Below are 20,204 nucleotides of genomic sequence, written 5' to 3'. Positions count from 1 at the left end.
GCGATTTTACACGGTGATCCAGGAGAAATAACCTGTTTAGAAGAATACGTTACCATTGGCCACCGCGCCGTCATTCACGGAGCTTATATTGAAAGAGCTTGTCTCATTGGCATCGGGGCAGTGATTTTGAATGGTATTCGCGTGGGAACCGGCAGTTTGATCGGGGCCGGTGCCATTGTTAACAAGGATGTGCCACCGCGATCGCTGGTAGTCGGGGTTCCGGCGCGACGGGTTCGAGATTTATCGGAAAAAGAAGGAGACAAAATTATCGAACACGCCAAACGGTACCAACAACTGGCTTTAGTTCATGCCGATAAAGGAACCGATTTGGGATTCACAAATGAACCCTGATAAGCTATAAATAGAAACATAATTTTTTCATTAAAGTCTCATAACAAGTACACAGAGGAAAAAACAATGGATTGGCGTGTTTTAGTCGTGTTAGGACCGATTTTAATTGCAGCCGGCTGGGCAGGTTTTAATATTGCTGCGGCTGCTATTCGACAAGTACAAGGGTTCTTTAATAAAGAAGCGTAATTTTACATCAGGAGCAAATCCTGAATTTGTGAAATACTGCATCATTCCCGTAGGGGTCAACGGCCGTTGACCCCTACAATTTTCATTGGAGTTAAGATAAAACCATGTCTATTGCTGATAAAATCATTGTTCCCTTAGATGTCCCCACAGAAGAAGCGGCGATCTCGTTACTCGATCGCTTGCCAGATGTGACGTTTTGGAAAGTCGGCTTACAATTATTTGTGGCCACAGGTCCGACTATTCTTAAAGAGCTTAAAAAGCGAGAAAAAAAGATTTTCCTTGACCTCAAATTTCATGATATTCCCAACACCGTCGCCGGAGCCTGTGGCAGTGCCTGTGAGTATGGGGTTGATTTAATGACCCTTCATGCCACTGCCGGCAAAACCGCCCTCAAAGCAGCCACCGAAGCCATTTCTAAAAGCCCCTCACCCCCTCAATTATTAGCCATCACCCTCCTCACTAGCCTCAATTCACGGGATCTCGCATTTGATCTAAAAATCCCCCTAGAACTCCCAGAATACGCCTTACAGATGGCTTTATTAGCCAGGGATTCAGGGATTAATGGGGCGGTGTGTTCCCCCCAGGAAGTGGCTCAACTCAGACAAGTGTGTGGCAAGGATTTTGTGTTAGTCTGTCCTGGGGTGCGTCCGGCTTGGTCTCAAAGGGGAGATCAAAGCAGGGTGATGACGCCAAAAGAAGCTTTAAAGGCAGGGGCTGATTATTTAGTGATTGGTAGACCGATTACAATGGCAGATGATCCTGTTATGGCCTGGAATCGTATTATTGATGAAGTTAGAAGTCACAATGACAAAATGGGGTAATGTTAGCCGAATAACGGTTATCACAATTTTAACTGTTGCCTCTTGCCTCTTGCCTCTTGCCTTACCCACACAAGCGTTACCGAAACGAGAGACAGCTTGCCCCTCTGATATTGAAACCTTAATGACTCGGATGTTAAAAGATTTACCGGGTTACAGCAACCGAGTGGCACAACGCTCTAATATTGGCGATCGCAGTGTGGAGATTTATAATTATATATTAGTGGCAGGTAACCCAGAATTTGAGCCGTTACCCTTGAGTAACTTACAATATGAACCTGAGTTACCGGATGAAACAAAACAGGTTTTTTTTACTACGTTAGAACGACAATATACCCCCACCGAAGCGATTTTATTACAGAATTATTACTGGTTATTTTTAACCCCGACTTCTGAAGGTTGGCGACTGGTTTTATTATTTTCTCAATTAGCTGATTTAGAACAGGGTGATCTCCCTTTACCCCCTCAAGATGCCATGAATGGAGCGATCGGACAAGGGATAAAATTATGGTTAAAAGACTGTCGGGCAGGGGTTTTAAGACGATAATTATTCTATCCAATGTAATACATCTCTAATAATAGACCAGCGCGGTTTTTTGATACTTTGAATATTTCCTTGAACCCAGTAATCATAGAGAGATTGTATGGTTTTATCTTCTTGTTTTAAATCTAACCAAAGATTAATAATATCGGCTAAACTGTGGGCATTTTTAGGTAGCATATACCCGACAGGAATTGATACGATGGGTTGGGGAACGGCTACCCCATTATTGGGATAAAGAATCGTCCACGCTGACGCATTTTCTGCTGGTATAACAATAGCATCAAATTCCTCTGAGTTGACTCCTAATAAATCTCTAATGGTTCGATTAGTAATGGCAACTTCAGCATTAGGTAATAAGCCTTTCAATTTCGCAATATAGTAAGGAACATCGGCAGGAATGGCTAATTGTAAATTATGTTTTTTTTGAAGTTTTTTCCAATTAGTAAAGGGTTCTTTTTTATCGTCTTTAAAAACAAAAGATAACGTTCGTTTAGAAAAAGATTGGGTAAAGGTAACGACTTCCGTTGTTTCTGGTGTCAAAGCCACAGCAGGAATTAATATATCACAGTAATTTCCATTGAGATAAGCAGCAATATCTTCTTTTTTATTGATAGGTTCTTGGAGGGGAAGAAACTCTAATTTTACTCCTAATTCTCTGGCTAAAATATGAATCATTTCTACATCTAAACCGACCAAATTTCCTTGATTATTAAAATAAGAAAAAGGATAATCATCTTGTAAATAACAAGCTCGTAAAAGATGATTAGTTTTGATTTGTTGATATCTAGAACCTTCTGGTTCTTTTGGCTCTAAATTGTTAATCATAGGAGGCGTTTTAAAAACGTTCACAGGTTGAGCATCTCTGACTCTTAATAGTTCCAAATTACTTAACAGTTGATTTTTAGTATAATCACTCGGAAAAAAAGTAGTATAAATAAAATGAATCGATCCTAAAATCAATGCTAATAACAAAATAGAACTAATAGCAAAGTTAATTATTTTCTTTCTTCTAATGACAATTAATCCTTGTATTGCACAAGTGGCTAAAATGCCTAACACAACTGTCTGCATCGCTGCTACTAATACCCCAAAACGAGCGGTAAAAATCTCGACAGTGATATAGAGCGTTAACATATCTGTAGGTATTTTAAACAGATTTAATAAAAAAGTTGTTCCTAAGGTTCCATCTGCAAAAAAAACAGCAATTCCTGTTACTAAAAAACTGGGATATTGAGTCGCTGATAAAGGTGATCCGACATACCAAGCCGCAAAAGGAATAAATCCTAAAGATAGTAATTTTCCCATATTAGGAAAGTTAAAAGAAGCAGGGATTATAACATCCAAGGGTGATTCTTCTTCATCTATTCCACTATCACTAATTTTAATATTGGCAATCAGTTTTTTACTATTATCCACTAAAATCGGAATCACCACTAATAGGTTGGCCGTGGCAAAAGCTGTGGCTAAAGGATTTTTTATACTATTAATAATATCTCTGTATTTAATCGGGGTTAAAACAGTTACTAAACTAGGTAAAATCCAAAAACTTAAGACTAAAGCAATACAGCCTTGTAAGATAATATAAACTTGTAATCGTTCAAAATCCTCAAATCTTAAGGTTCCAGCCGCATTGGCAGCAATAGCAAAAACACCAATTGGTGCTAATTTTGCAACCCATCGAGTGATTAACATTAAACTATCACTGAGTTTACTAAAAACTTCAATAACTGTTGATTTTTCAGGAATAAAAATAAAAGCTAAGCCCACAGCTATACTAAACGTTACCACAGAGGGAATAATCGTATTAGCCATCGCATAAAAAGGATTAGATGGCAAAAATAAATCTAAAAAGTTAATACTCTTTTGGGGTTCGATTAAACTTGCACTAAAAAAAGAAGCTGACTCCCAACTGGGAAAACCAAAAGGAATCAAGATCAAAACAACAATAGTCAGCATCCATAACGATAATAAAACTATTCCCCCTTTAATAAAAATTCCTTTAGCTGCTGTAAAATCTAATTTACCTAAACCTGAAATTAAAGAAACTAAAATATAGGGAATCACTGGCATTTGAAACAAACGAATATAAGCAATACCAACCCCACCGAAAACTGATGCCATTTCCCCTAGAAATAGACCTGTTAATATGCCTAAAATAAACCCGATTAATACTTTTAATGCTAAAGTCGATCTAACCGTGTTATAGAGTTTTCTCACGCTTGATTGATCCGAGGTGTAAATAATATTTAGGTAGCGATCGCTTGGGTAGACAATGTAACTAAAATTACTAAATTTACCCCAACCGATCATTTAACTTGAATGACAATGATAGAATAAGTTTTTATATGGATAGACAAAATATAATAATGATTCAACCTTCTGGTGAACAACGAGAGATCAAATCTTTAGGAAGTGCTTCTATTGATGGAACCCCTTTAGATTATATTGTGGTCATGTCGGCAGTGGTCACAGTGCTGGCGTTTATTCCTTTTTCCATTACCATTGGCTCGGGTGGTATTTTCCCCCTCAGTCAGGGTATTTTCCCCCTTCTGGGCTGGATTCTGGGGCCGGTGGGGGGTGCATTAGCCAGTGGCATCGGAACCCTCATGGGGGTGTTTTTAGCCCCTCATACGGCCGGTATTCCGCCGGTTTCTATTTTTGGGGCAATGGTGGCCAGTTTTGCTGCTGGTTGTATGGTGATCGGAAAAAAACGCCGATATTGGTGGTTTGGGATGACCATTGTCTTTGTGATTGCCTATTTTCTATATATCTCTCGTGCCATGAATAATGGGGTTTCTCTATCTGTGATTATTAAGGGATCTTTTATTGATTGGTCAGGGTTATTATTGTTTATTTTACCCACTCGGATTTTATTTGCAAAATGGATTAATAGTCAGAATTTACGGTTAGTTTGGTTAGGTTTATTTTTTGGTAGTTGGACCATTGCCGGGGTTTATCATATTGCTCAAATTGTCATTACTTACGCCATGTTTAACTGGCCTGAAGAGATTTGGATCTTTTTAATTCCTATTATGCCATTAGAAAATTTAGTTCGTTCTTTAGTGGGGGCGTTTATTGGGGTTCGGGTTATTTCTGGACTTCGGGCAATTGGTATTATGAAACCGGAAGCAGCTATTTATTAATTTAGAATTTAGAATGTAGAATTTAGAAAAAGTGAACACTGATAACTGAAAAAATCATGGATATTATTGCTGGTTTAGATAAAGTTTCTTATTTTTATCCCAATTCAAAACAGCCGGTTTTAAGGGATATTTCCTTAGAGATTTATGAAGGGGAATTTTTAGGCATTATTGGCCCAACCGGGGCCGGTAAAACCACCCTTTGTTTAACGTTGAATGGGATTGTACCGCAGTTTTATGGGGGTCGTTTTTTTGGTTATGTAACGGTTGCTGGTTTGGATACTTTGAAGCATCCGGTTAGTCATTTAGCTGGTTATGTGGGGGCAGTTTTTGAAGATCCCGAAACTCAATTAATTTCAACTTCGGTAGAAAATGAGATCGCTTTTGCCCTAGAAAATTTGTGTGTTGATCGCGATGAAATTATAGCACGTATTCCCCATGTTTTAGAAGCCGTCAGATTAGAAGGAACGGAAGATAAACACCCTCAAGAATTATCAGGGGGACAAAAACAACGATTAGCGATCGCGGCTGCTTTGGCCTTACAACCCCGTTTATTAATATTAGATGAACCCACATCCCAACTTGATCCTATCGGGACAATGGAAGTGTTTTCAACGGTGAAAGAGTTAAACGAAGAATTAGGGGTAACGATTGTTATGGTATCCCATTCAGCCGAAGAAATGGCCGAGTTTAGCGATCGCTTAATTTTACTCTCTGAAGGAGAAGTTATTGCCACGGGAAAACCCCACGAAATTTACTCAGAAATTGATTTATTAGAACGTCATAATCTTCGTCCTCCTCAAGTGGCAAAAACCTTTTATGGGATTAAACAAAGGGGCTTAACTATCCCTAAAATACCTGTTACTTTAGAAGAAGGAAAAAAGGGATTAAAACAGTTACAAAATACTGCTCACATTTCTCCTAAATTTGACTTTGAAACCATACCCTATCGAGAAGATCAAACCCCTGTCTTATCCACAAAAGATTTAACCCATATTTATGAGGATGGAACCAAAGCATTACATGGCATATCTTTAAACATTTATGAGGGGGAATATTGTTTAATTATTGGACAAAATGGTGCCGGAAAAAGTACCCTAGTTAAACATTTTTTGAACTTGTTACAACCCACTAAAGGAACTGTAAAAATAAGAGAAAAAGATACTAAAATTTTAACCGTTAGTGACTTAGCCAAGTCTATCGGTTATGTCGCCCAAAATCCCGATAATCAAATCTTTAGTATGACAGTAGGAGAAGAAGTCGCTTTTGCTTTAAATAATGTGGGATATAAGAAAGAAGAAATAGAAAAAAGAGTAACCCAAAGTCTCGAAGAAATGGGGTTATTAGAGTATAAAAAAGACCATCCTTTATCCTTACCGAAAGGCGATCGCGCTAGAATAATTATTGCTGCTATTTTAGCCATGGAACCTGATATTATTATCTTCGATGAACCCACCACAGGCCAAGATTATAAGGGATCTCGTGCTATTTTAGATGTGAGTCGTCAACTGCATCAAATGGGTAAAACCATTATTGTTATTACTCATCATTTATATTTAATGCCAGAGTACACAGAAAGAGTTATTATCATGGGTAAAGGTACAGTCTTATTAGATGCACCCATCAGAGAAGCTTACCACCAAACAGACTTATTAGAATCCACTTATTTAACCCCTCCTCAAGCGGTTTTATTATCTAAAACATTGAGTCAATTAACTCATGAAAATTATCCTTTATTAACCCCTAATGAACTAGCGGAGTGTTTCTATCATGATGAAGTTTGAAACCGTTGACAAAGATTCTATTTTTACTCGTCTAGATTTTCGCACAAAATTGTTAATGATGGCGGTTATTACTGTTATCGCTTTTGTCTGGGAAAGTCCCGTTACAGGAGGAATCTTAACCTTAATTGTTGGCATTTCTTGTCTATTTGCAGGGGTAAAATTAGACTATCTCAGCACTGTTTTTAAGGTAATGATTCCTTTTTATATTTTAATTGTTATAGTCATGGGATTTTTTAATGTTTCTCAAGTGCAAACTTTGTTAAACACAGAGACATTAACCCCTATTTTTTCCGTTCCTGAAGATTGGTTTTGGATTGGGGGTTTAACTATGAATCAAGAAGGAATGGTTTATGGATTAAACATTGTTTTTAAAACATTGACGATGGTTTTAATTATTCCCTTGGGAATTTTTACCACAGATATTAATGATATGGTTGTGGGAATGGTCAAAGCGAATATTCCCTATAAAGTTGTGTTTATTTTTTCATCGACATTGCGCTTTTTTCCCTTATTATTAGAAGAAATTCAAGGGATTTTAGAAGCGCAAAGATTACGAGGATTAGCATTAGAAAAGATGAGTATTTTTAAGAAAGTTAGTGTTTATGCTACTATTGCCGTTCCCTTGATTTTAAACGCCATGGCAAAATCTCAAAAATTAGAAGTTGTCTTACAATCAAAAGCCTTTTCTGGGAGTTCAAAACGGACTTATTTACACGAATCAATTTTAACTGAAACCGATTATAATTTTATGATGGGTTTTGTTTTGTTCTTTATCATCGCAACTATTTTATATTTTCTGTGGGGTGTCGGACAGTTTCCCTGGTTAATTTATTCATAAAAAATTGTAGGGGTTTAGCAATGCTAAACCCTTAACCCCAGTACAACAATAATAGAATGAGAGAAAGATCCCTCATTCTACTAATCTATTAAATTGTTATATTGATGATGTTTTCTCTTAAAAATTACGGAAGCTTCTAAGTCTGAGATTGACAAGATCAAGATAACCTTTATCAGATAAAGTATCAGGGGAAACTCGACCTTCAGCAATAGCAGCCGTTACGAGGGTTTCTGCGTTAACTTTGCCAGACATAACAGAACGAACAAGTCCTCCATGACTAGGAATACCTTGAGTTTTAAAAGATCCTTGATAGGCTAATTGAACCAGACTGGTGGCACCTAAACTATTAGTAGTAGTGTAATAATTACGATTAGAATCGATATTAAGGTTCACAGCTACATCTTCAGAAGATACTGCAGGAGAAGCTAAATTAAGTAACATAGCAGCAGAAAAACCACTAGCAATTATATATTTAATCATGAAGACTCGTTCCTAGAAGTTGCAAAAATTAGAAGATACTATTTAATTTACAATGATTAACTTAACATTTCTTCATGCAATGGGGTGAAGAAATATAACCAATAGGATGAACCCAGATAGGAACTATTTATACAGCAGTTTTTGACCCAATGTAGTATGAGAAGTTCTCTTAACTGTTGAGATAAGTTAGCAACTTTTTTAGGTTTTCTTATCATAAGGGATTAAATTAAAAAGTTGTCTCAATCCAGAAAATTTCGTTACAATTCACTATAGATTAGTATTATCTTAATTAATAAGGAGTAATTAAAGATGAAACGCCCTAAAGGTGTGATTATTCTTGCTATTCTTAACTTACTAGGTGGAATACTGGGAATTATTTCGAGTTTACTTTTTTTACTGTTCGGTAGTTTAGGAACCGTAGGGGGATTTTTAGCCGGACAAGCTGACTTTACAGGAACCAGTTTTGTGATGGTAATAACCGCAATTATTGGTTTAGTGAATAGTATTCTCTCATTGGGGGTTAGTTATGGTCTATTTGCCATGAAAAATTGGGCCTGGGCCATGGCGGTGGTTATTCAGTTTATTTATGCCCTTACTTACATTACCAGTCTTTTAAATGGTAAAAATTTGATAGGATCGGTGATCAGTTTAGGAATCGCTGGTTTAATTCTTTATTACCTCTATCAACCTAATGTAAAACAAGCTTTTCGTATCTCTCCTAGTGCAGATTAGAAAAGATAACATTAGAGAGAGATTTTGAGTCAAAAAAGCTGAAAAATAGTAGGAATTTGTAACTTTATAGATTCCTACAGAATTTTAAAAAATTAATAGGACAGTTGGCAAACTGTCACTTATAAAAAAGAGAAACCCTACAAAAAGGATCGGTAATCAACCCTTGGTTATGACTATCAATAAATGGCAAACTAATAATAGTTAAAACGTTACGGAAACATTCATGGATTCTATTGTTAAATCCTTTTACAACTGGTATCGATCCAAAATTCAACATCCTCAATATCGTTGGTTTATTATTTTAGGAACCGTTGCTTACTTATTACTTCCTTTTGACATTGCACCGGATTTTATTCCTATTTTGGGATGGATCGATGATGGACTCATTTTATCTTTATTAGTGGGTGAATTATCGGCTTTATTCTTAGAACATCGTCAAAAAGGTAATAAATCATCTATTACCCAAGAAGATAAACTGAACAAAGAACAAACTATCGATGTTGAACCAGTTTCGTAAATAAACCATCGATAAGTAACTTAATAATATAGGTTTTGAAAGCTGATTAAAACTTAATCAGCTTTATTTTTTGATTTCCTCCTGACTCCTGTATAGCTACTCTTCTAATTGACACAAATGACACAGGCCAAAAAACTCTAAAGTATGATAATAAACTTTAAAGTGATGGGAAGTTTCTAAAACGTAAGGTGGGCAATGCTAAGAAAAAGCTGACAAACTTGAACCACGATTTGAGACATTGCCCACCCTACAAGTTTGATTCATTTCCTTATACCTACCTACTTAATACCAATTTGCCACCGTCTAATCTCCCACCTGACACAAATGACACAAACCAAAAAACTCTAAAGTATGATAATACACTTTAAAGTGATGAGAAGTTTCTAACTTTTCTTCTAAGTCATGAACGGGACATTGATCAATGGGGAAAGATTGGCCACAATTAACACAAGTCAGATGATGTTGATCTTCGTGGACTAAACTATAAACAGCCTCACCATTGGGTAACTGTCTGACTTGTACCTCACCCTCTAGTTTTAATGCTTCCAACTTAAATGTCGGTAAGGGGTCTCCCCTTATACGAATGTTAGGGGGAGGGGAATTACCGACCAAAAAATAAACCGACCATAGGGAGTCCTTTTAAACAGGAGATTGTTGTTTTTCAACATATTGTTTAAGTTGTTCAATCGTTACACCACCGCAAGTAGCAATAAAATAAGAACCAGTCCAGAACACAGGTTTTTGTCCATAAAATTGAGTTAAATGATCTGAAAAATCTTTTCTGATTAAACGAGAAGAAACAGTTTTTAAATTAGCAATAAATTTACTAAGTTGAACTTTAGGATTAAACTCAACAAGTAGATGAACATGGTCTGTTTCACCATTAAATTCTACTAATCGACAATCCCATTTACTGCAAGTATCTGTGAAAATTCGTTGCAGACGAGATAGGATGTCAGGGGTAATGACTTTTCTCCGATATTTAGTCACTAAGACAATATGTACGGCAAGTAAGTAAACTGACCTATTTTCTTTACTATAACTATTGTTCATTAACAACGATAAGTGCTACAATAATAGTATTATGATACTGACATTTGAGTACCGAATCAAGCCTAATCAAAAGCAAGCAGAGTGTATAAACCAGTGGTTAGAACTTTTACGTCGTCACTGGAACTATGCGCTAGGTCAGCGTTTGGACTGGTTAAGACGGACTCGATGTGCTATTGATAGATGCAGTTTAATTAGTGAAACCATAGGAGAAATACCAGAAAAAGTTAATTATTACACTCAACAATCAGATTTAAAACAGACAAAAACTCTCTTTCCTGACTACAAAAATATCTACTGCGAAGTTCAACAGATGAATCTTCAAAGATTAGAAAAAGCCTGGAAAAGATGGTTAGTTCCAGATAAAAAAGGTAAAAGAGGAGGGCGACCTAGATTTAAAAAAGCTGGTCAATTAAGGTCTTTTAGTTTTTCGAGAGTTAATCATCCCAAAGCTGTTATCAAGTTTCAAAATAATTGTCTTTGGACAAAAAAATGGGGAGCTATACCAGTTGTAATCCATCGTCCGATTCCTGAAAGTTTTATTCTTAAAACAGCTACAATCGTTAAAAAAGCAGATGGATACTATGTCTGTATTACAGCAGAAGATGAGACGATTCCGAATGTTATTCCCATAGATAATATCAAATCAGCAGTTGGAATTGATGTAGGATTAAAAGAGTTTTTGACTACCAGTCAAGGAAAAACAGTTGCTGTTAAAAAGATTTATCGCAATCGACAAAAGCATTTAGCTCGTCAACAACGTAAATTAGCCAGAAAAAATAAAGGGTCAAAAAACTATGAGAAACAACAAAAAAGAATAGCTTTAACTCATCAAAAAATTGCTAGATATCGAAAAGACTGGCACTACAAAACAGCACATTGGTTGGTCAATAATTATGATTTTATTGCTTGTGAAGACTTAAACATCAAAGGGTTAGCTAAAACTAAATTGGCTAAGAGTATTTTAGATGTCGCTTGGGGAAATTTCTTAACAAAATTAGAAGCAGTGGCGGTAAAACGCGGCGTTTGGTTTGTCAAAGTTAGTCCTCATGGAACGACAGTAAATTGCTCAAGCTGTGGTCATAAAGTTCCGAAAACACTATCAGTTAGATTACATGAATGTCCGAAATGTAATTTGACAATGGATAGGGATGAAAACGCCGCAGTTAATATTATAAAAAAGGCATTGCAAATACATGGGGTGGGTCTCATCCCGTCTGCCTGTGGAGGCTTAGTCAGTGGACAGCCTGTGAAGCAGGAAACTTCTGGAACTGAGTATATGCAGTTATCTCTGTTTTAGAAGCCCCCGTTATACCGCCCAAGCGGTTAACGGAGGGAGAACGTCACACTGCGATAAACTGTAGCTAGTCCTAACCCTAAATCCCGATTTTTCATTTCTATATATAAATCTTGGGCTGAAATAGGATGAGTTAAGGATTTTAGGACATGAACAATGTTAGCCTGAGAACGAGTACGTTTCATAATTGAAAATATAGCTTAATCACTGACTGCCAATGTCTCAAGAATACCATTGTCGCATTTATGTTACCCTCAGACCATCGGTTTTAGATCCGGCTGGCGTTGCCGTACAATCAGGACTCCATCAGCTAGGATATGAAGGAGTCGAAAAAGTGAGAATTGGTAAGTATATTGAGCTTACCATATTAGCAAATGATAAAACTCACGCGGAAACCCAAGTGGACGAAATGTGCGATCGCCTTCTGGCAAACCCCGTCATCGAAAATTATTGTTATGAAATTACAGCATTAGAAACCACTGGGAGTTAATTATGAAATTTGGTGTCATTGTTTTTCCTGGATCAAACTGCGATCGCGATCTAACTACGGTTACCCAAGGGTTACTGGACCAACCCACCCGCATGATCTGGCATCAAGACACAGATATCAGTGATATTGATACGATTGTCCTTCCCGGTGGGTTTAGTTATGGGGACTATCTCCGATGTGGGGCGATCGCCCGTTTTTCCCCTGTGATGCGATCAGTCATCGAACACGCTAACCAAGGTAAATTAGTGTTAGGGATCTGTAATGGGTTTCAAGTGTTAACGGAAGTGGGGTTATTACCAGGGGCCCTCATTCGTAACCGAGATTTACATTTTATCTGCGATCGCGTTGCCGTAAGAGTCGAAAATAATCAATTACCTTGGACAAAAAAATATACTTCTAATCAAGTTATTACCCTACCAGTTGCCCACGGAGAAGGGCGTTATTATGGGGATGAAGACACCATTAAAGGGTTAGAGGATAATAATCAAATTGTCTTCCGTTACTGCAATTTATTGGGGGAAATAACCGAAGATAGTAACCCCAATGGTTCTTTGTCTAACATTGCTGGAATTAGCAATAAACAGGGCAATATTTTAGGGATGATGCCCCACCCGGAAAGGGCTTCTGATCCCCTAATCAGGGCAACAGAGGGGCGTATTTTATTTGAAGGTTTGCTGGTTTAAGGCGTAAAAATTATCTAGGGTCTTTTTTCATAACGGTATGTATGTTGAGGTTAAGGGTTATTTTCTTGGTCTAAGAGTTCCTGTAATTGTGGAACTAACAGAGGTAAATCTTCTTCTATTGTTGACCAGACTCTATTCACATCTACTCTAAAATATTCATGGGCTGCTATATTTCTCATTCCTGCCATTAAACGCCAGGGAATATGAGGATATTTGGACTGAATTTCTTGGGGAACATTTCTAGTGGCTTCTCCAATAATAATCAAATCATAGAGAACTGATTTAACAATTGTTTGATTTTTAATAAATTCTTCAAACGTCATTACTTGCGTTCGTTGATTAATTTCAGAAATAGAGTTTAGAATGTCTTGAATACGCAGTTGCCACTCTCTAGAAGGCATGAATTACATCCTTTAATACAGGTTCTCGTAAATGTTCTTTTAACGCCGTTTCTGTTCCTAAATCAACGGAACAGCCTAAAATGTCTTCTAAATAATGTTGGACTCTTAACAACTGAAATAAACCACCTGGACGATTAAATTCTACTAAGAAATCTACATCACTGTTAGGTCCAGCTTCCTCTCTTGCTACTGAACCAAATAAAGACAAAGATTTGACCCCCAATTTTTCTAATTGTTCTCGATGTTCTGCTATGATTTTAAGCACCTCATCCCGTTTCATTTGAATTCCCTAAAAATTTTAAATTTAAAGATCAAGCTATTATAAATTATTTTAACATAAATCAGTCAGCATTCTTTTAATTATTTAGAAAAAATGTTGTTTAAACCATTCAATAAAATCATTATAATTATTCAACTCAGTCATTAAAGAATTTTTATAGACTAACATTTGCTTAATGTGTTCAAAATATTTATAATCCTCTGATTAAGGAAACTTTATCTTAGAAAAATCTTTTAGTCTCAATGAAATATATTGATAATAAGTAATAATAGGAAGAGAAGAATTTATATTTAATTGAATAGTTTCTTCCCAGGTTTTATCTTGTTGCAACCATTGACTAAAATTATAATTTGTTAAATAACCTTGTTTTATACACTCAAGAAAAAAAGGATTATTTTCAGACAATAGATTACTAAATAAAATAATGTTATTTTTATTTTTAAGTCATCATTCTTATTATATCTATTCTCACTGTTAGTAATCAAGTTTAACAATAATAGAATTAATGATCTGTCAATATTGGCTTCTCTATATGTTTGGCTATACTGTTGGAATTTTAAGCAATCATTCTTATTCTCGGTTTTTGCATATTGTATTAAATTAACGATAAACTGTCCACAATTAAATCAGTGTTTTGCTTATTCTAGAATCTTTGAGAACATGAGTTAATTGATTTTTGACTATTTTTAATCATTCCCTCACTTATATTAGAAAAAACAACTTCTGACTTCTAACTTCGAGTGAAGCGATCGTGGTGGGTTACGACGGATAATGAAATTCTCATTAGTTGCATATATTATCCCCGTCTAACCCACCCTACACAAACACTTGAGATGGCGGTAATTCTAAATTCTACATTCTAAATTCTACATTCTGATTGACCGTAAATGACGTAAAGTGGTTATGAACCCTACCTAAGCATGGGTATAGCAGAATACTAAACTATAGGTCTAATTGCATTATGACAATTCGTACCGTTACTACAACCCCCTTTGATGACCAAAAACCAGGCACTTCTGGACTCAGAAAAGCAGTCCCTACCTTCCAAAAGCCTAATTATTTAGAAAACTTTATCCAGTCTATCTTCGACAGTCTCGATGGTTGCGAAGGCCAAACCCTGGTAGTCGGGGGTGATGGCCGTTATTATAACCGTCAAGCCATTCAAATTATCCTCAAAATGGCGGCAGCGAACAATATCGGACGCATTTTAGTGGGTTGTGGGGGCATTTTCTCCACCCCCGCAGCATCGGCGGTTATTCGCAAATATAACGCCTTTGGAGGCATTATTTTATCCGCCAGTCATAACCCTGGAGGCCCTAACGGAGACTTTGGCGTAAAATATAACGTGAGTAATGGTGGTCCGGCCCCTGAAAAAGTCACCAATGCTATCTATGAATGCACTAAAACCATTAAAGAATACAAGATTTTGGACGCGGCCGACATCAACTTAGATCGCCCCGGTTCCTTTAAACTAGGGACAATGGACGTAGAAGTGATCGACTCAGTTAACCCCTATGTGGAGTTGATGCAAGAATTATTTGACTTCGATAAAATTAAGTCAATGGTCAGTTCTGATCACTTCAAAATGTGTATGGACTCCCTCCATGCTGTGACGGGTCCCTATGCAAAGGCATTATTTGAGCAATATTTAGGGGCAAAAGAAGGAACGGTACAAAATGGTGAACCCTTAGAAGACTTTGGGGGTGGCCATCCTGATCCTAACTTAGTTTATGCCCATGATCTTGTCGACATTATGTTTGGGGACAATGCGCCGGACTTTGGGGCCGCCTCCGATGGAGACGGCGATCGCAATATGATCCTAGGGCAAAACTTTTTTGTCACCCCTAGCGACAGTTTAGCCGTGTTAACGGCCAATGCTACCCTAGTACCAGGGTATAAGGATGGTATTGCAGGGGTGGCGCGATCAATGCCTACCAGTGCGGCGGCTGACCGTGTGGCTGCTAAACTGGGCATAGACTGTTATGAAACCCCCACCGGTTGGAAATTCTTCGGTAACTTACTCGACGCAGGGAAAGCTACCCTTTGCGGTGAGGAAAGTTTCGGCACCGGATCAAACCATATTCGCGAAAAAGACGGTCTTTGGGCAGTGCTTTTCTGGTTAAATATTTTAGCGGTAAAAGGGGAGTCCGTTGAAAAAATTGTCAAAGATCATTGGCAAGAATATGGCCGTAACTTCTATTCCCGTCATGACTATGAAGAAGTTGAGTCAGGCCCGGCCAATGAGTTAATGAACCGTTTACGTTCTCTGGTAGGGGACATGAAAGGGAAAACCTACGGTAACTATGAAGTTGCCTATGGCGATGATTTTGCTTATACTGACCCTGTTGATGGGAGTGTTAGCGAAAAACAAGGCATTCGTATCGGGTTTACGGATGGTTCTCGTATTGTTTTCCGCCTCTCAGGAACCGGGACTAAAGGAGCAACCTTACGGGTGTATTTAGAAAGTTATGAACCTGATAGTAGTAAGCATGATGTAGACACCCAAGAAGCCTTATCTTCCCTGATTGAATTAGCCGAAGAAATTGCCCAAATTAAGCAATTTACAGGACGGGATAAACCTACTGTGATCACTTAAATTTTAGGGGTGTAGGGAGTAGGGAGCAGGGAGTAGGGAGCAGGGAGCAGGGAGCAGGGAGCAGGGAGTAGGGAGTAGGGAGCAGGGAGCAGGGAGCAGGGAGATGGGAACTGCTGCTGACATCTTTGTTAATTTCTCCCATGCTCCAGTCTCCGGATCTCCCCTACAATCTTCACTAGGATGTTTGTCATCTACATGAATCTCTTGGTTAAGGCTTGGTAAAATTCGTCAATAAAAATTAATATAAATTAAAGTTGTAGACAAATTGCCCCCCAATCTTGAGTAAGGCCATGAAATCACCTGATATTTCCTCACAAGACGTATCAACTTCCAACCCTGAAGTTGAAGAGCAACAAAAAGAAAACCAAACTAATAAACCGATAAAAGGTCAATTTCGTTACTGGTTAATCGGTATTGTCATTTTAGGGGGAGGAATCACCCTCTGGCAAATCCTCAGTCCTTTATTAATGCCAACCCCCCAAACTAACAATGCAACCCCACCCCCTAAACCAGTAGAAACGGTGATGTTAAGCTCAGAAACGGGGAATCAGCAGGTCAGATTACTGGGCCAAGTCGAAGCAGGGGAAAAAGCAACCCTCAGTCCTCAAGTTGCCGGAACTGTGGAGAAGATTTTAGTTAAAGAAGGGGATAAAGTGACCCCAGGGATGATCATTGCTATTTTAGACGATGCGGATGGTCAAATAGCCTTAGCGGAAGCTCAAGCCAGATTAGTACAAGAACAGAGTAACCTAGAACGGTTAGAAGTGGGAACCCGCTCCGAGATTATTGCTCAACGTAAAGCAGAGTTAACCGCAGCCCAAGCTAGAGAAAAAGAGGCTTTAGATAATTTAAAGCGTTTAATCGCCCTACAACCTGATTTAATGATGCAACGTCAGGCCGAACTCGAAGCAGCCAGAAGTCGCGAAAAAGAGGCACAAGACAACTTACAACGGATTAAAGGGTTAAGCTTAGAAGGGGCGTTATCAGAAAGGGCGTTAGTCGAAGCCGAAGCGAGGGCCGATGAAACGCGCAACCAAAGATTACGGGCCGAAGCTGCCTTAAAAGCTGAAGAAACTTCAACCCGTCAAGATATCGCCCAAGGGCAAACCCGTGTGGATAATGCCAAAAGCGATCGCCTTCGAGCCACCGCTATTTTAGCAGAAGCTCAAGCCGGTCCCACCCAAGAAGAAATTGACGCACAACAAGGGGTGGTTAAGGCGGCTCAAGCTGCGGTAGACCAGGCGAAATTGCGCCTAGAACGGACGAAAATTAGGGCTTCTGTGTCCGGGGTCGTTCAGTCGAGAGAAGCAGACCCAGGGGACTATGTGGAGGTAAATGACCCGATTTTAACGTTAGTTAGCGATCGCTCATTGGATATTTTCTTAGAAATTCCTGAAAGTTTAAGTGGACAAATAACCGAAGGAATGCAGGTGAATTTATTCGCCAGGGCGTTACCTAACTGGGAAAAACTAACCCAAATTACTGCAGTTGTACCAGCGGCCAATACAAATTCCCGTCGACAATTAGTGAGAGTTAGCCTTAATAATCCCCCTGAACAATTGTTACCAGGGATGGCCATTCAAGCCGATTTAATCATGCCTATTATTGATAAAAATACGTTTACGGTTCCCAGAGATGCGTTAACAAGACGGGGCGACCAATGGTTATTATTTACCGTTGATAATAATCAAGCCGAACAATTAGAAGTCCAATTAATTGAGGATCTTGGAGAAAATGTTATTATCAGTCATCCTCAACTTAAAAAAGGTCAATCGATTGTGATTAAAGGCGGTGATGGATTACAAGATGATACTACGGTGACAATTATTAAAAGTTAATTTTCAGTGATCACTCAACAGTGACCAATGAACAATTATCTACTATTAGGATTATGTTAGATAGTAAACCAACCATTAATAATAAATCACAAGTTAGTTTAAGAACTAAAGATATTGTGGCAGCTTATACCTTACTTAGAATTGTTGTCGGGGTAAACTATTTTAACCACGGATTTACCAGAATTTTTGATGTGCCTAGCTTTATTAATGCAATGGTTAGTACCATGCAAGATTCGGGAATTCCTGAATTTTTAGTAAGAATGAATGCGGGGTTAGTGCCTCCCGTTGAGTTAATTGTGGGGGCTTTAATTACGGTAGGATTTTTGACCAGAAGTGCTTTAATTGCTTGTTTTGTTCTCATGATTATTCTGATGTATGGTATTACCATTATTCAGAATTGGGATGGGGCCAGTAGTCAGTTAATTTATAATATTGTCCTGTTTATTCTTTTAGCAGGGGTTAATTTTAACCAATTTTCAGTTGATAATTGGCTTAAAAATAGACGTAATTAATTGTTAACTGTATTAATCATCATCCTCATCGGGGTCTTTGGTTAATACCTCAAATACGGTTGTTGCACAAAACTCCCGATGTTCATCAATTCCTTGAACCCTTTCCGTTATTAATTTTGCTGTTTCAATTTCACCCATTTTCGCTAAAATGTAGCCTTGAGACGCATAAGCATTCAGATAAAGTCTAATATTTGGTTCTTGTTGACGCTTTAATAAGATGGGTTGCAGTTGTTCCCATTCTATGGGTAAATTTTCCTGTTTTTCGATAATTTTTACGACTTTTTTGGCAATTTTTAAAGCAAGTTCTGGTTTATTTTTATAGAAAAAGAAGCGATAAGCACCCACTAAAACATCCATATTATCCCCTGCTTTTTCTAACGCTTGATTAATATATTGTTCAGATAAACTGCTATTTTCCCAGTTATCTGTCGCTAATACTAATAACTCTTTGACTTCTTCTGACGCATCGTACCAAGAAATTTGATTCATAATATTAAGATGTAGGAGTTAATTATATTATCTTCTAAGATTGGAGAATTTGATAAAATTTTAGATGAAATTAATGTAATGAAATAGTTCATCATATTGTTGGGTTTCGTGCCTCAACCCAACCTACGAGATCGCCCTAAATCCAGTTTTCTACTTTTAGCTCAGGAATTCTTTCAAATTCTCGAATATTATTAGTAACTAAGATATAATTCTCACTTTGACAATGTGCTGCAATCAACATATCCATATTACCAATAGGAGTCCCTTTTGTTTCTAAATAATTACGAATTTTGGTATAGTATTGTGCTGCTGTTTCTTCCCAAGGTAAAACTTGTAAGCGTGAGATAAAATCATCTAAAATCTCTTGATTCTTACTTTTAGCATTAGATTTATCTACACCGTATTGTAATTCAGCTACAGTTATCACAGAAATATACAAGTTTTCAGATGAAATAGTTTGAAAACGAGTTAATACTGTAGATGGACGCTTTTTAATGATATAGATACAAATATTCGTATCTAACATATACATTTAGAATAGTTCCTCTCTAGTTTGAGGAGGGGAATCAATTCTTTGTTCCATAAAATCTTCTGAGGGTAAAGGGGTTTTCTCAAAAAAGTCTTCCCAGGTAGTCGGTTTAGGAGATAAAATAACTTTATTGCCAACTCTATGAATATAAACTTCTTTCCCTTCAAATCGAAATTCTTGAGGCAACCGTACAGCTTGACTACGGCCATTCATAAAGAGTTTAGCTGTTTTTTGTTTCATGGGGATTCTTTTGATATATATTATCAGTATATATCATTTATCCTACGATTTAAGTATCTTCTAAGAGAAAGAAGGGTGCGCCGAAGCGCAACCCAACTTAACCTAAGAGACTTACGCAGGTAAAGGGGCGTGAGTGTAGCAATTTTTGGGACAAATGCGGGCGCAAGCTTCACAACCAATACATTTTGCTTTGTTAGCAATGGTCATGACTTGACGCTCGATATCGTCATCATCTTCGTCTTCGTCTACAAACTCACCCTCTTCGTTAACCCCCATTAAGGTTAAAACGTTTTGACCACAGACTTTGAAACAACGTCCGCAACCGAGGCAGGTATCTTTGTTGATGGCTTCAACAAATTTAGGAATCCATTCGAGTTTACCAAAAGTAAGGCCAGTTAAACTTGCCATA

25 protein-coding genes and 1 pseudogene are annotated in these 20,204 nt (G+C 37.7%); 15 read left to right on the top strand and 11 right to left on the bottom strand.

Going from position 1 to position 20,204, the window contains the following annotated elements; genetic code table 11:
• The 4 genes from C4E06_RS02170 to C4E06_RS02155 form a co-directional block, all read left to right on the top strand.
• A partial coding sequence (locus C4E06_RS02170) for a gamma carbonic anhydrase family protein (RefSeq protein ID WP_370051233.1) occupies positions 1 to 351 on the top strand: 351 nt, incomplete at its 5' end.
• Positions 352 to 417: 66 nt separating this feature from the next.
• Positions 418 to 537 (top strand): photosystem II protein Y, encoded by a 120-nt coding sequence (locus tag C4E06_RS02165; RefSeq protein WP_009544331.1) that lies wholly within the window; start codon positions 418 to 420, stop codon positions 535 to 537.
• A 104-nt stretch (positions 538 to 641) separates the two neighbouring features.
• The gene (gene pyrF / locus C4E06_RS02160) at positions 642 to 1,358 is read left to right on the top strand and encodes an orotidine-5'-phosphate decarboxylase (protein ID WP_107666580.1); all 717 of its coding nucleotides are present in this window, start codon (positions 642 to 644) and stop codon (positions 1,356 to 1,358) included.
• Entirely contained in the window at positions 1,324 to 1,902 is a 579-nt protein-coding gene (locus C4E06_RS02155) for a hypothetical protein (RefSeq protein ID WP_107666579.1), read from the top strand. The genes pyrF and C4E06_RS02155 overlap by 35 nt, the downstream gene beginning before the upstream one ends.
• Here C4E06_RS02155 and C4E06_RS02150 read toward each other — a convergent pair whose 3' ends face one another.
• Positions 1,903 to 4,116 (bottom strand): cation:dicarboxylate symporter family transporter, encoded by a 2,214-nt coding sequence (locus C4E06_RS02150; RefSeq protein ID WP_107666587.1) that lies wholly within the window; start codon positions 4,114 to 4,116, stop codon positions 1,903 to 1,905.
• A 149-nt stretch (positions 4,117 to 4,265) separates the two neighbouring features.
• Between C4E06_RS02150 and C4E06_RS02145 the strand changes: the two genes are divergently transcribed.
• Genes C4E06_RS02145 through C4E06_RS02135 form a run of 3 tightly spaced genes read left to right on the top strand, consistent with a single transcriptional unit; the run spans position 4,266 to position 7,661 of the window.
• Entirely contained in the window at positions 4,266 to 5,042 is a 777-nt protein-coding gene (locus tag C4E06_RS02145; protein ID WP_198648228.1) for a hypothetical protein, read from the top strand.
• A gap of 56 nt (positions 5,043 to 5,098) precedes the next feature.
• Positions 5,099 to 6,823 (top strand): ABC transporter ATP-binding protein, encoded by a 1,725-nt coding sequence (locus C4E06_RS02140; RefSeq protein ID WP_107666578.1) that lies wholly within the window; start codon positions 5,099 to 5,101, stop codon positions 6,821 to 6,823.
• Complete coding sequence (locus tag C4E06_RS02135) at positions 6,810 to 7,661, top strand: energy-coupling factor transporter transmembrane protein EcfT (RefSeq protein WP_107666577.1); 852 nt, start codon at positions 6,810 to 6,812, stop codon at positions 7,659 to 7,661. The genes C4E06_RS02140 and C4E06_RS02135 overlap by 14 nt, the downstream gene beginning before the upstream one ends.
• Before the next feature lie 117 nt (positions 7,662 to 7,778).
• Here C4E06_RS02135 and C4E06_RS02130 read toward each other — a convergent pair whose 3' ends face one another.
• Positions 7,779 to 8,141: a hypothetical protein gene (locus C4E06_RS02130; protein WP_107666576.1), complete on the bottom strand. Its 363-nt coding sequence runs from the start codon at positions 8,139 to 8,141 to the stop codon at positions 7,779 to 7,781.
• Positions 8,142 to 8,450: 309 nt separating this feature from the next.
• Between C4E06_RS02130 and C4E06_RS02125 the strand changes: the two genes are divergently transcribed.
• Both C4E06_RS02125 and C4E06_RS02120 read left to right on the top strand, forming a co-directional pair.
• Positions 8,451 to 8,873: a hypothetical protein gene (locus C4E06_RS02125; RefSeq protein WP_107666575.1), complete on the top strand. Its 423-nt coding sequence runs from the start codon at positions 8,451 to 8,453 to the stop codon at positions 8,871 to 8,873.
• Positions 8,874 to 9,096: 223 nt separating this feature from the next.
• The gene (locus tag C4E06_RS02120; RefSeq protein WP_107666574.1) at positions 9,097 to 9,390 is read left to right on the top strand and encodes a YkvA family protein; all 294 of its coding nucleotides are present in this window, start codon (positions 9,097 to 9,099) and stop codon (positions 9,388 to 9,390) included.
• Positions 9,391 to 9,693: 303 nt separating this feature from the next.
• Here C4E06_RS02120 and C4E06_RS02110 read toward each other — a convergent pair.
• Positions 9,694 to 9,939 (bottom strand): annotated as a pseudogene (locus C4E06_RS02110) (Fur family transcriptional regulator); the annotation flags it as partial.
• Between the two features lie 90 nt (positions 9,940 to 10,029).
• Positions 10,030 to 10,443, bottom strand: a complete 414-nt coding sequence (gene tnpA / locus C4E06_RS02105) for an IS200/IS605 family transposase (protein ID WP_107666573.1) — start codon at positions 10,441 to 10,443, stop codon at positions 10,030 to 10,032.
• 31 nt (positions 10,444 to 10,474) lie between these two features.
• On the opposite strand from tnpA, the gene C4E06_RS02100 reads away from it, so the two are divergent.
• A complete protein-coding gene (locus C4E06_RS02100) occupies positions 10,475 to 11,740 on the top strand; it encodes an RNA-guided endonuclease TnpB family protein (protein ID WP_107666572.1) in 1,266 nt (421 codons plus the stop codon).
• A 26-nt stretch (positions 11,741 to 11,766) separates the two neighbouring features.
• Here C4E06_RS02100 and C4E06_RS02095 read toward each other — a convergent pair whose 3' ends face one another.
• The gene (locus C4E06_RS02095) at positions 11,767 to 11,922 is read right to left on the bottom strand and encodes a transcriptional repressor (protein WP_198648226.1); all 156 of its coding nucleotides are present in this window, start codon (positions 11,920 to 11,922) and stop codon (positions 11,767 to 11,769) included.
• 32 nt (positions 11,923 to 11,954) lie between these two features.
• On the opposite strand from C4E06_RS02095, the gene purS reads away from it, so the two are divergent.
• On the top strand, positions 11,955 to 12,227 hold the full coding sequence (gene purS / locus C4E06_RS02090) for a phosphoribosylformylglycinamidine synthase subunit PurS (protein WP_107666571.1): 273 nt from the start codon (positions 11,955 to 11,957) through the stop codon (positions 12,225 to 12,227).
• Positions 12,227 to 12,910, top strand: a complete 684-nt coding sequence (gene purQ / locus C4E06_RS02085; RefSeq protein WP_370051235.1) for a phosphoribosylformylglycinamidine synthase subunit PurQ — start codon at positions 12,227 to 12,229, stop codon at positions 12,908 to 12,910. Before purS ends, purQ begins: the two co-directional genes overlap by 1 nt.
• A gap of 50 nt (positions 12,911 to 12,960) precedes the next feature.
• Here the strand turns inward: purQ and C4E06_RS02080 are convergent, their stop codons facing one another.
• Together C4E06_RS02080 and C4E06_RS02075 are read right to left on the bottom strand one after the other, a co-directional pair.
• Positions 12,961 to 13,311, bottom strand: coding sequence for a DUF86 domain-containing protein (locus C4E06_RS02080; protein ID WP_107666569.1), 351 nt, complete (start codon positions 13,309 to 13,311; stop codon positions 12,961 to 12,963).
• On the bottom strand, positions 13,301 to 13,591 hold the full coding sequence (locus tag C4E06_RS02075) for a nucleotidyltransferase family protein (RefSeq protein WP_107666568.1): 291 nt from the start codon (positions 13,589 to 13,591) through the stop codon (positions 13,301 to 13,303). The genes C4E06_RS02080 and C4E06_RS02075 overlap by 11 nt, the downstream gene beginning before the upstream one ends.
• A gap of 961 nt (positions 13,592 to 14,552) precedes the next feature.
• Between C4E06_RS02075 and C4E06_RS02065 the strand changes: the two genes are divergently transcribed.
• The 3 genes from C4E06_RS02065 (at position 14,553) to C4E06_RS02055 (ending at position 18,537) form a co-directional block, all read left to right on the top strand.
• A complete protein-coding gene (locus C4E06_RS02065; RefSeq protein WP_107666566.1) occupies positions 14,553 to 16,187 on the top strand; it encodes an alpha-D-glucose phosphate-specific phosphoglucomutase in 1,635 nt (544 codons plus the stop codon).
• Positions 16,188 to 16,477: 290 nt separating this feature from the next.
• Positions 16,478 to 18,025 (top strand): efflux RND transporter periplasmic adaptor subunit, encoded by a 1,548-nt coding sequence (locus tag C4E06_RS02060; RefSeq protein ID WP_107666565.1) that lies wholly within the window; start codon positions 16,478 to 16,480, stop codon positions 18,023 to 18,025.
• A gap of 53 nt (positions 18,026 to 18,078) precedes the next feature.
• A complete protein-coding gene (locus C4E06_RS02055) occupies positions 18,079 to 18,537 on the top strand; it encodes a DoxX family protein (RefSeq protein WP_107666585.1) in 459 nt (152 codons plus the stop codon).
• Positions 18,538 to 18,549: 12 nt separating this feature from the next.
• On the opposite strand, the gene C4E06_RS02050 is transcribed toward C4E06_RS02055, so the two are convergent.
• The 4 genes from C4E06_RS02050 to fdxB form a co-directional block, all read right to left on the bottom strand.
• Positions 18,550 to 19,026, bottom strand: a complete 477-nt coding sequence (locus C4E06_RS02050; RefSeq protein WP_107666564.1) for a hypothetical protein — start codon at positions 19,024 to 19,026, stop codon at positions 18,550 to 18,552.
• 136 nt (positions 19,027 to 19,162) lie between these two features.
• The gene (locus tag C4E06_RS02045; RefSeq protein ID WP_107666563.1) at positions 19,163 to 19,558 is read right to left on the bottom strand and encodes a type II toxin-antitoxin system VapC family toxin; all 396 of its coding nucleotides are present in this window, start codon (positions 19,556 to 19,558) and stop codon (positions 19,163 to 19,165) included.
• Positions 19,559 to 19,795, bottom strand: coding sequence for an antitoxin (locus tag C4E06_RS02040; protein ID WP_107666562.1), 237 nt, complete (start codon positions 19,793 to 19,795; stop codon positions 19,559 to 19,561). It lies immediately after the preceding gene.
• 111 nt (positions 19,796 to 19,906) lie between these two features.
• Positions 19,907 to 20,203 carry a ferredoxin III, nif-specific gene (gene fdxB / locus C4E06_RS02035; RefSeq protein ID WP_107666561.1) on the bottom strand — a complete coding sequence of 99 codons (297 nt, stop codon included), beginning with the start codon at positions 20,201 to 20,203 and terminating at the stop codon, positions 19,907 to 19,909.
• Position 20,204 lies beyond the last annotated feature (1 nt).

Source organism: Cyanothece sp. BG0011 (genome assembly GCF_003013815.1).
Classification (GTDB): domain Bacteria; phylum Cyanobacteriota; class Cyanobacteriia; order Cyanobacteriales; family Microcystaceae; genus Crocosphaera.
The sequence above is the reverse complement of the archived record's forward strand: the minus strand, read 5'-3'. Positions and strand labels throughout refer to the sequence as shown.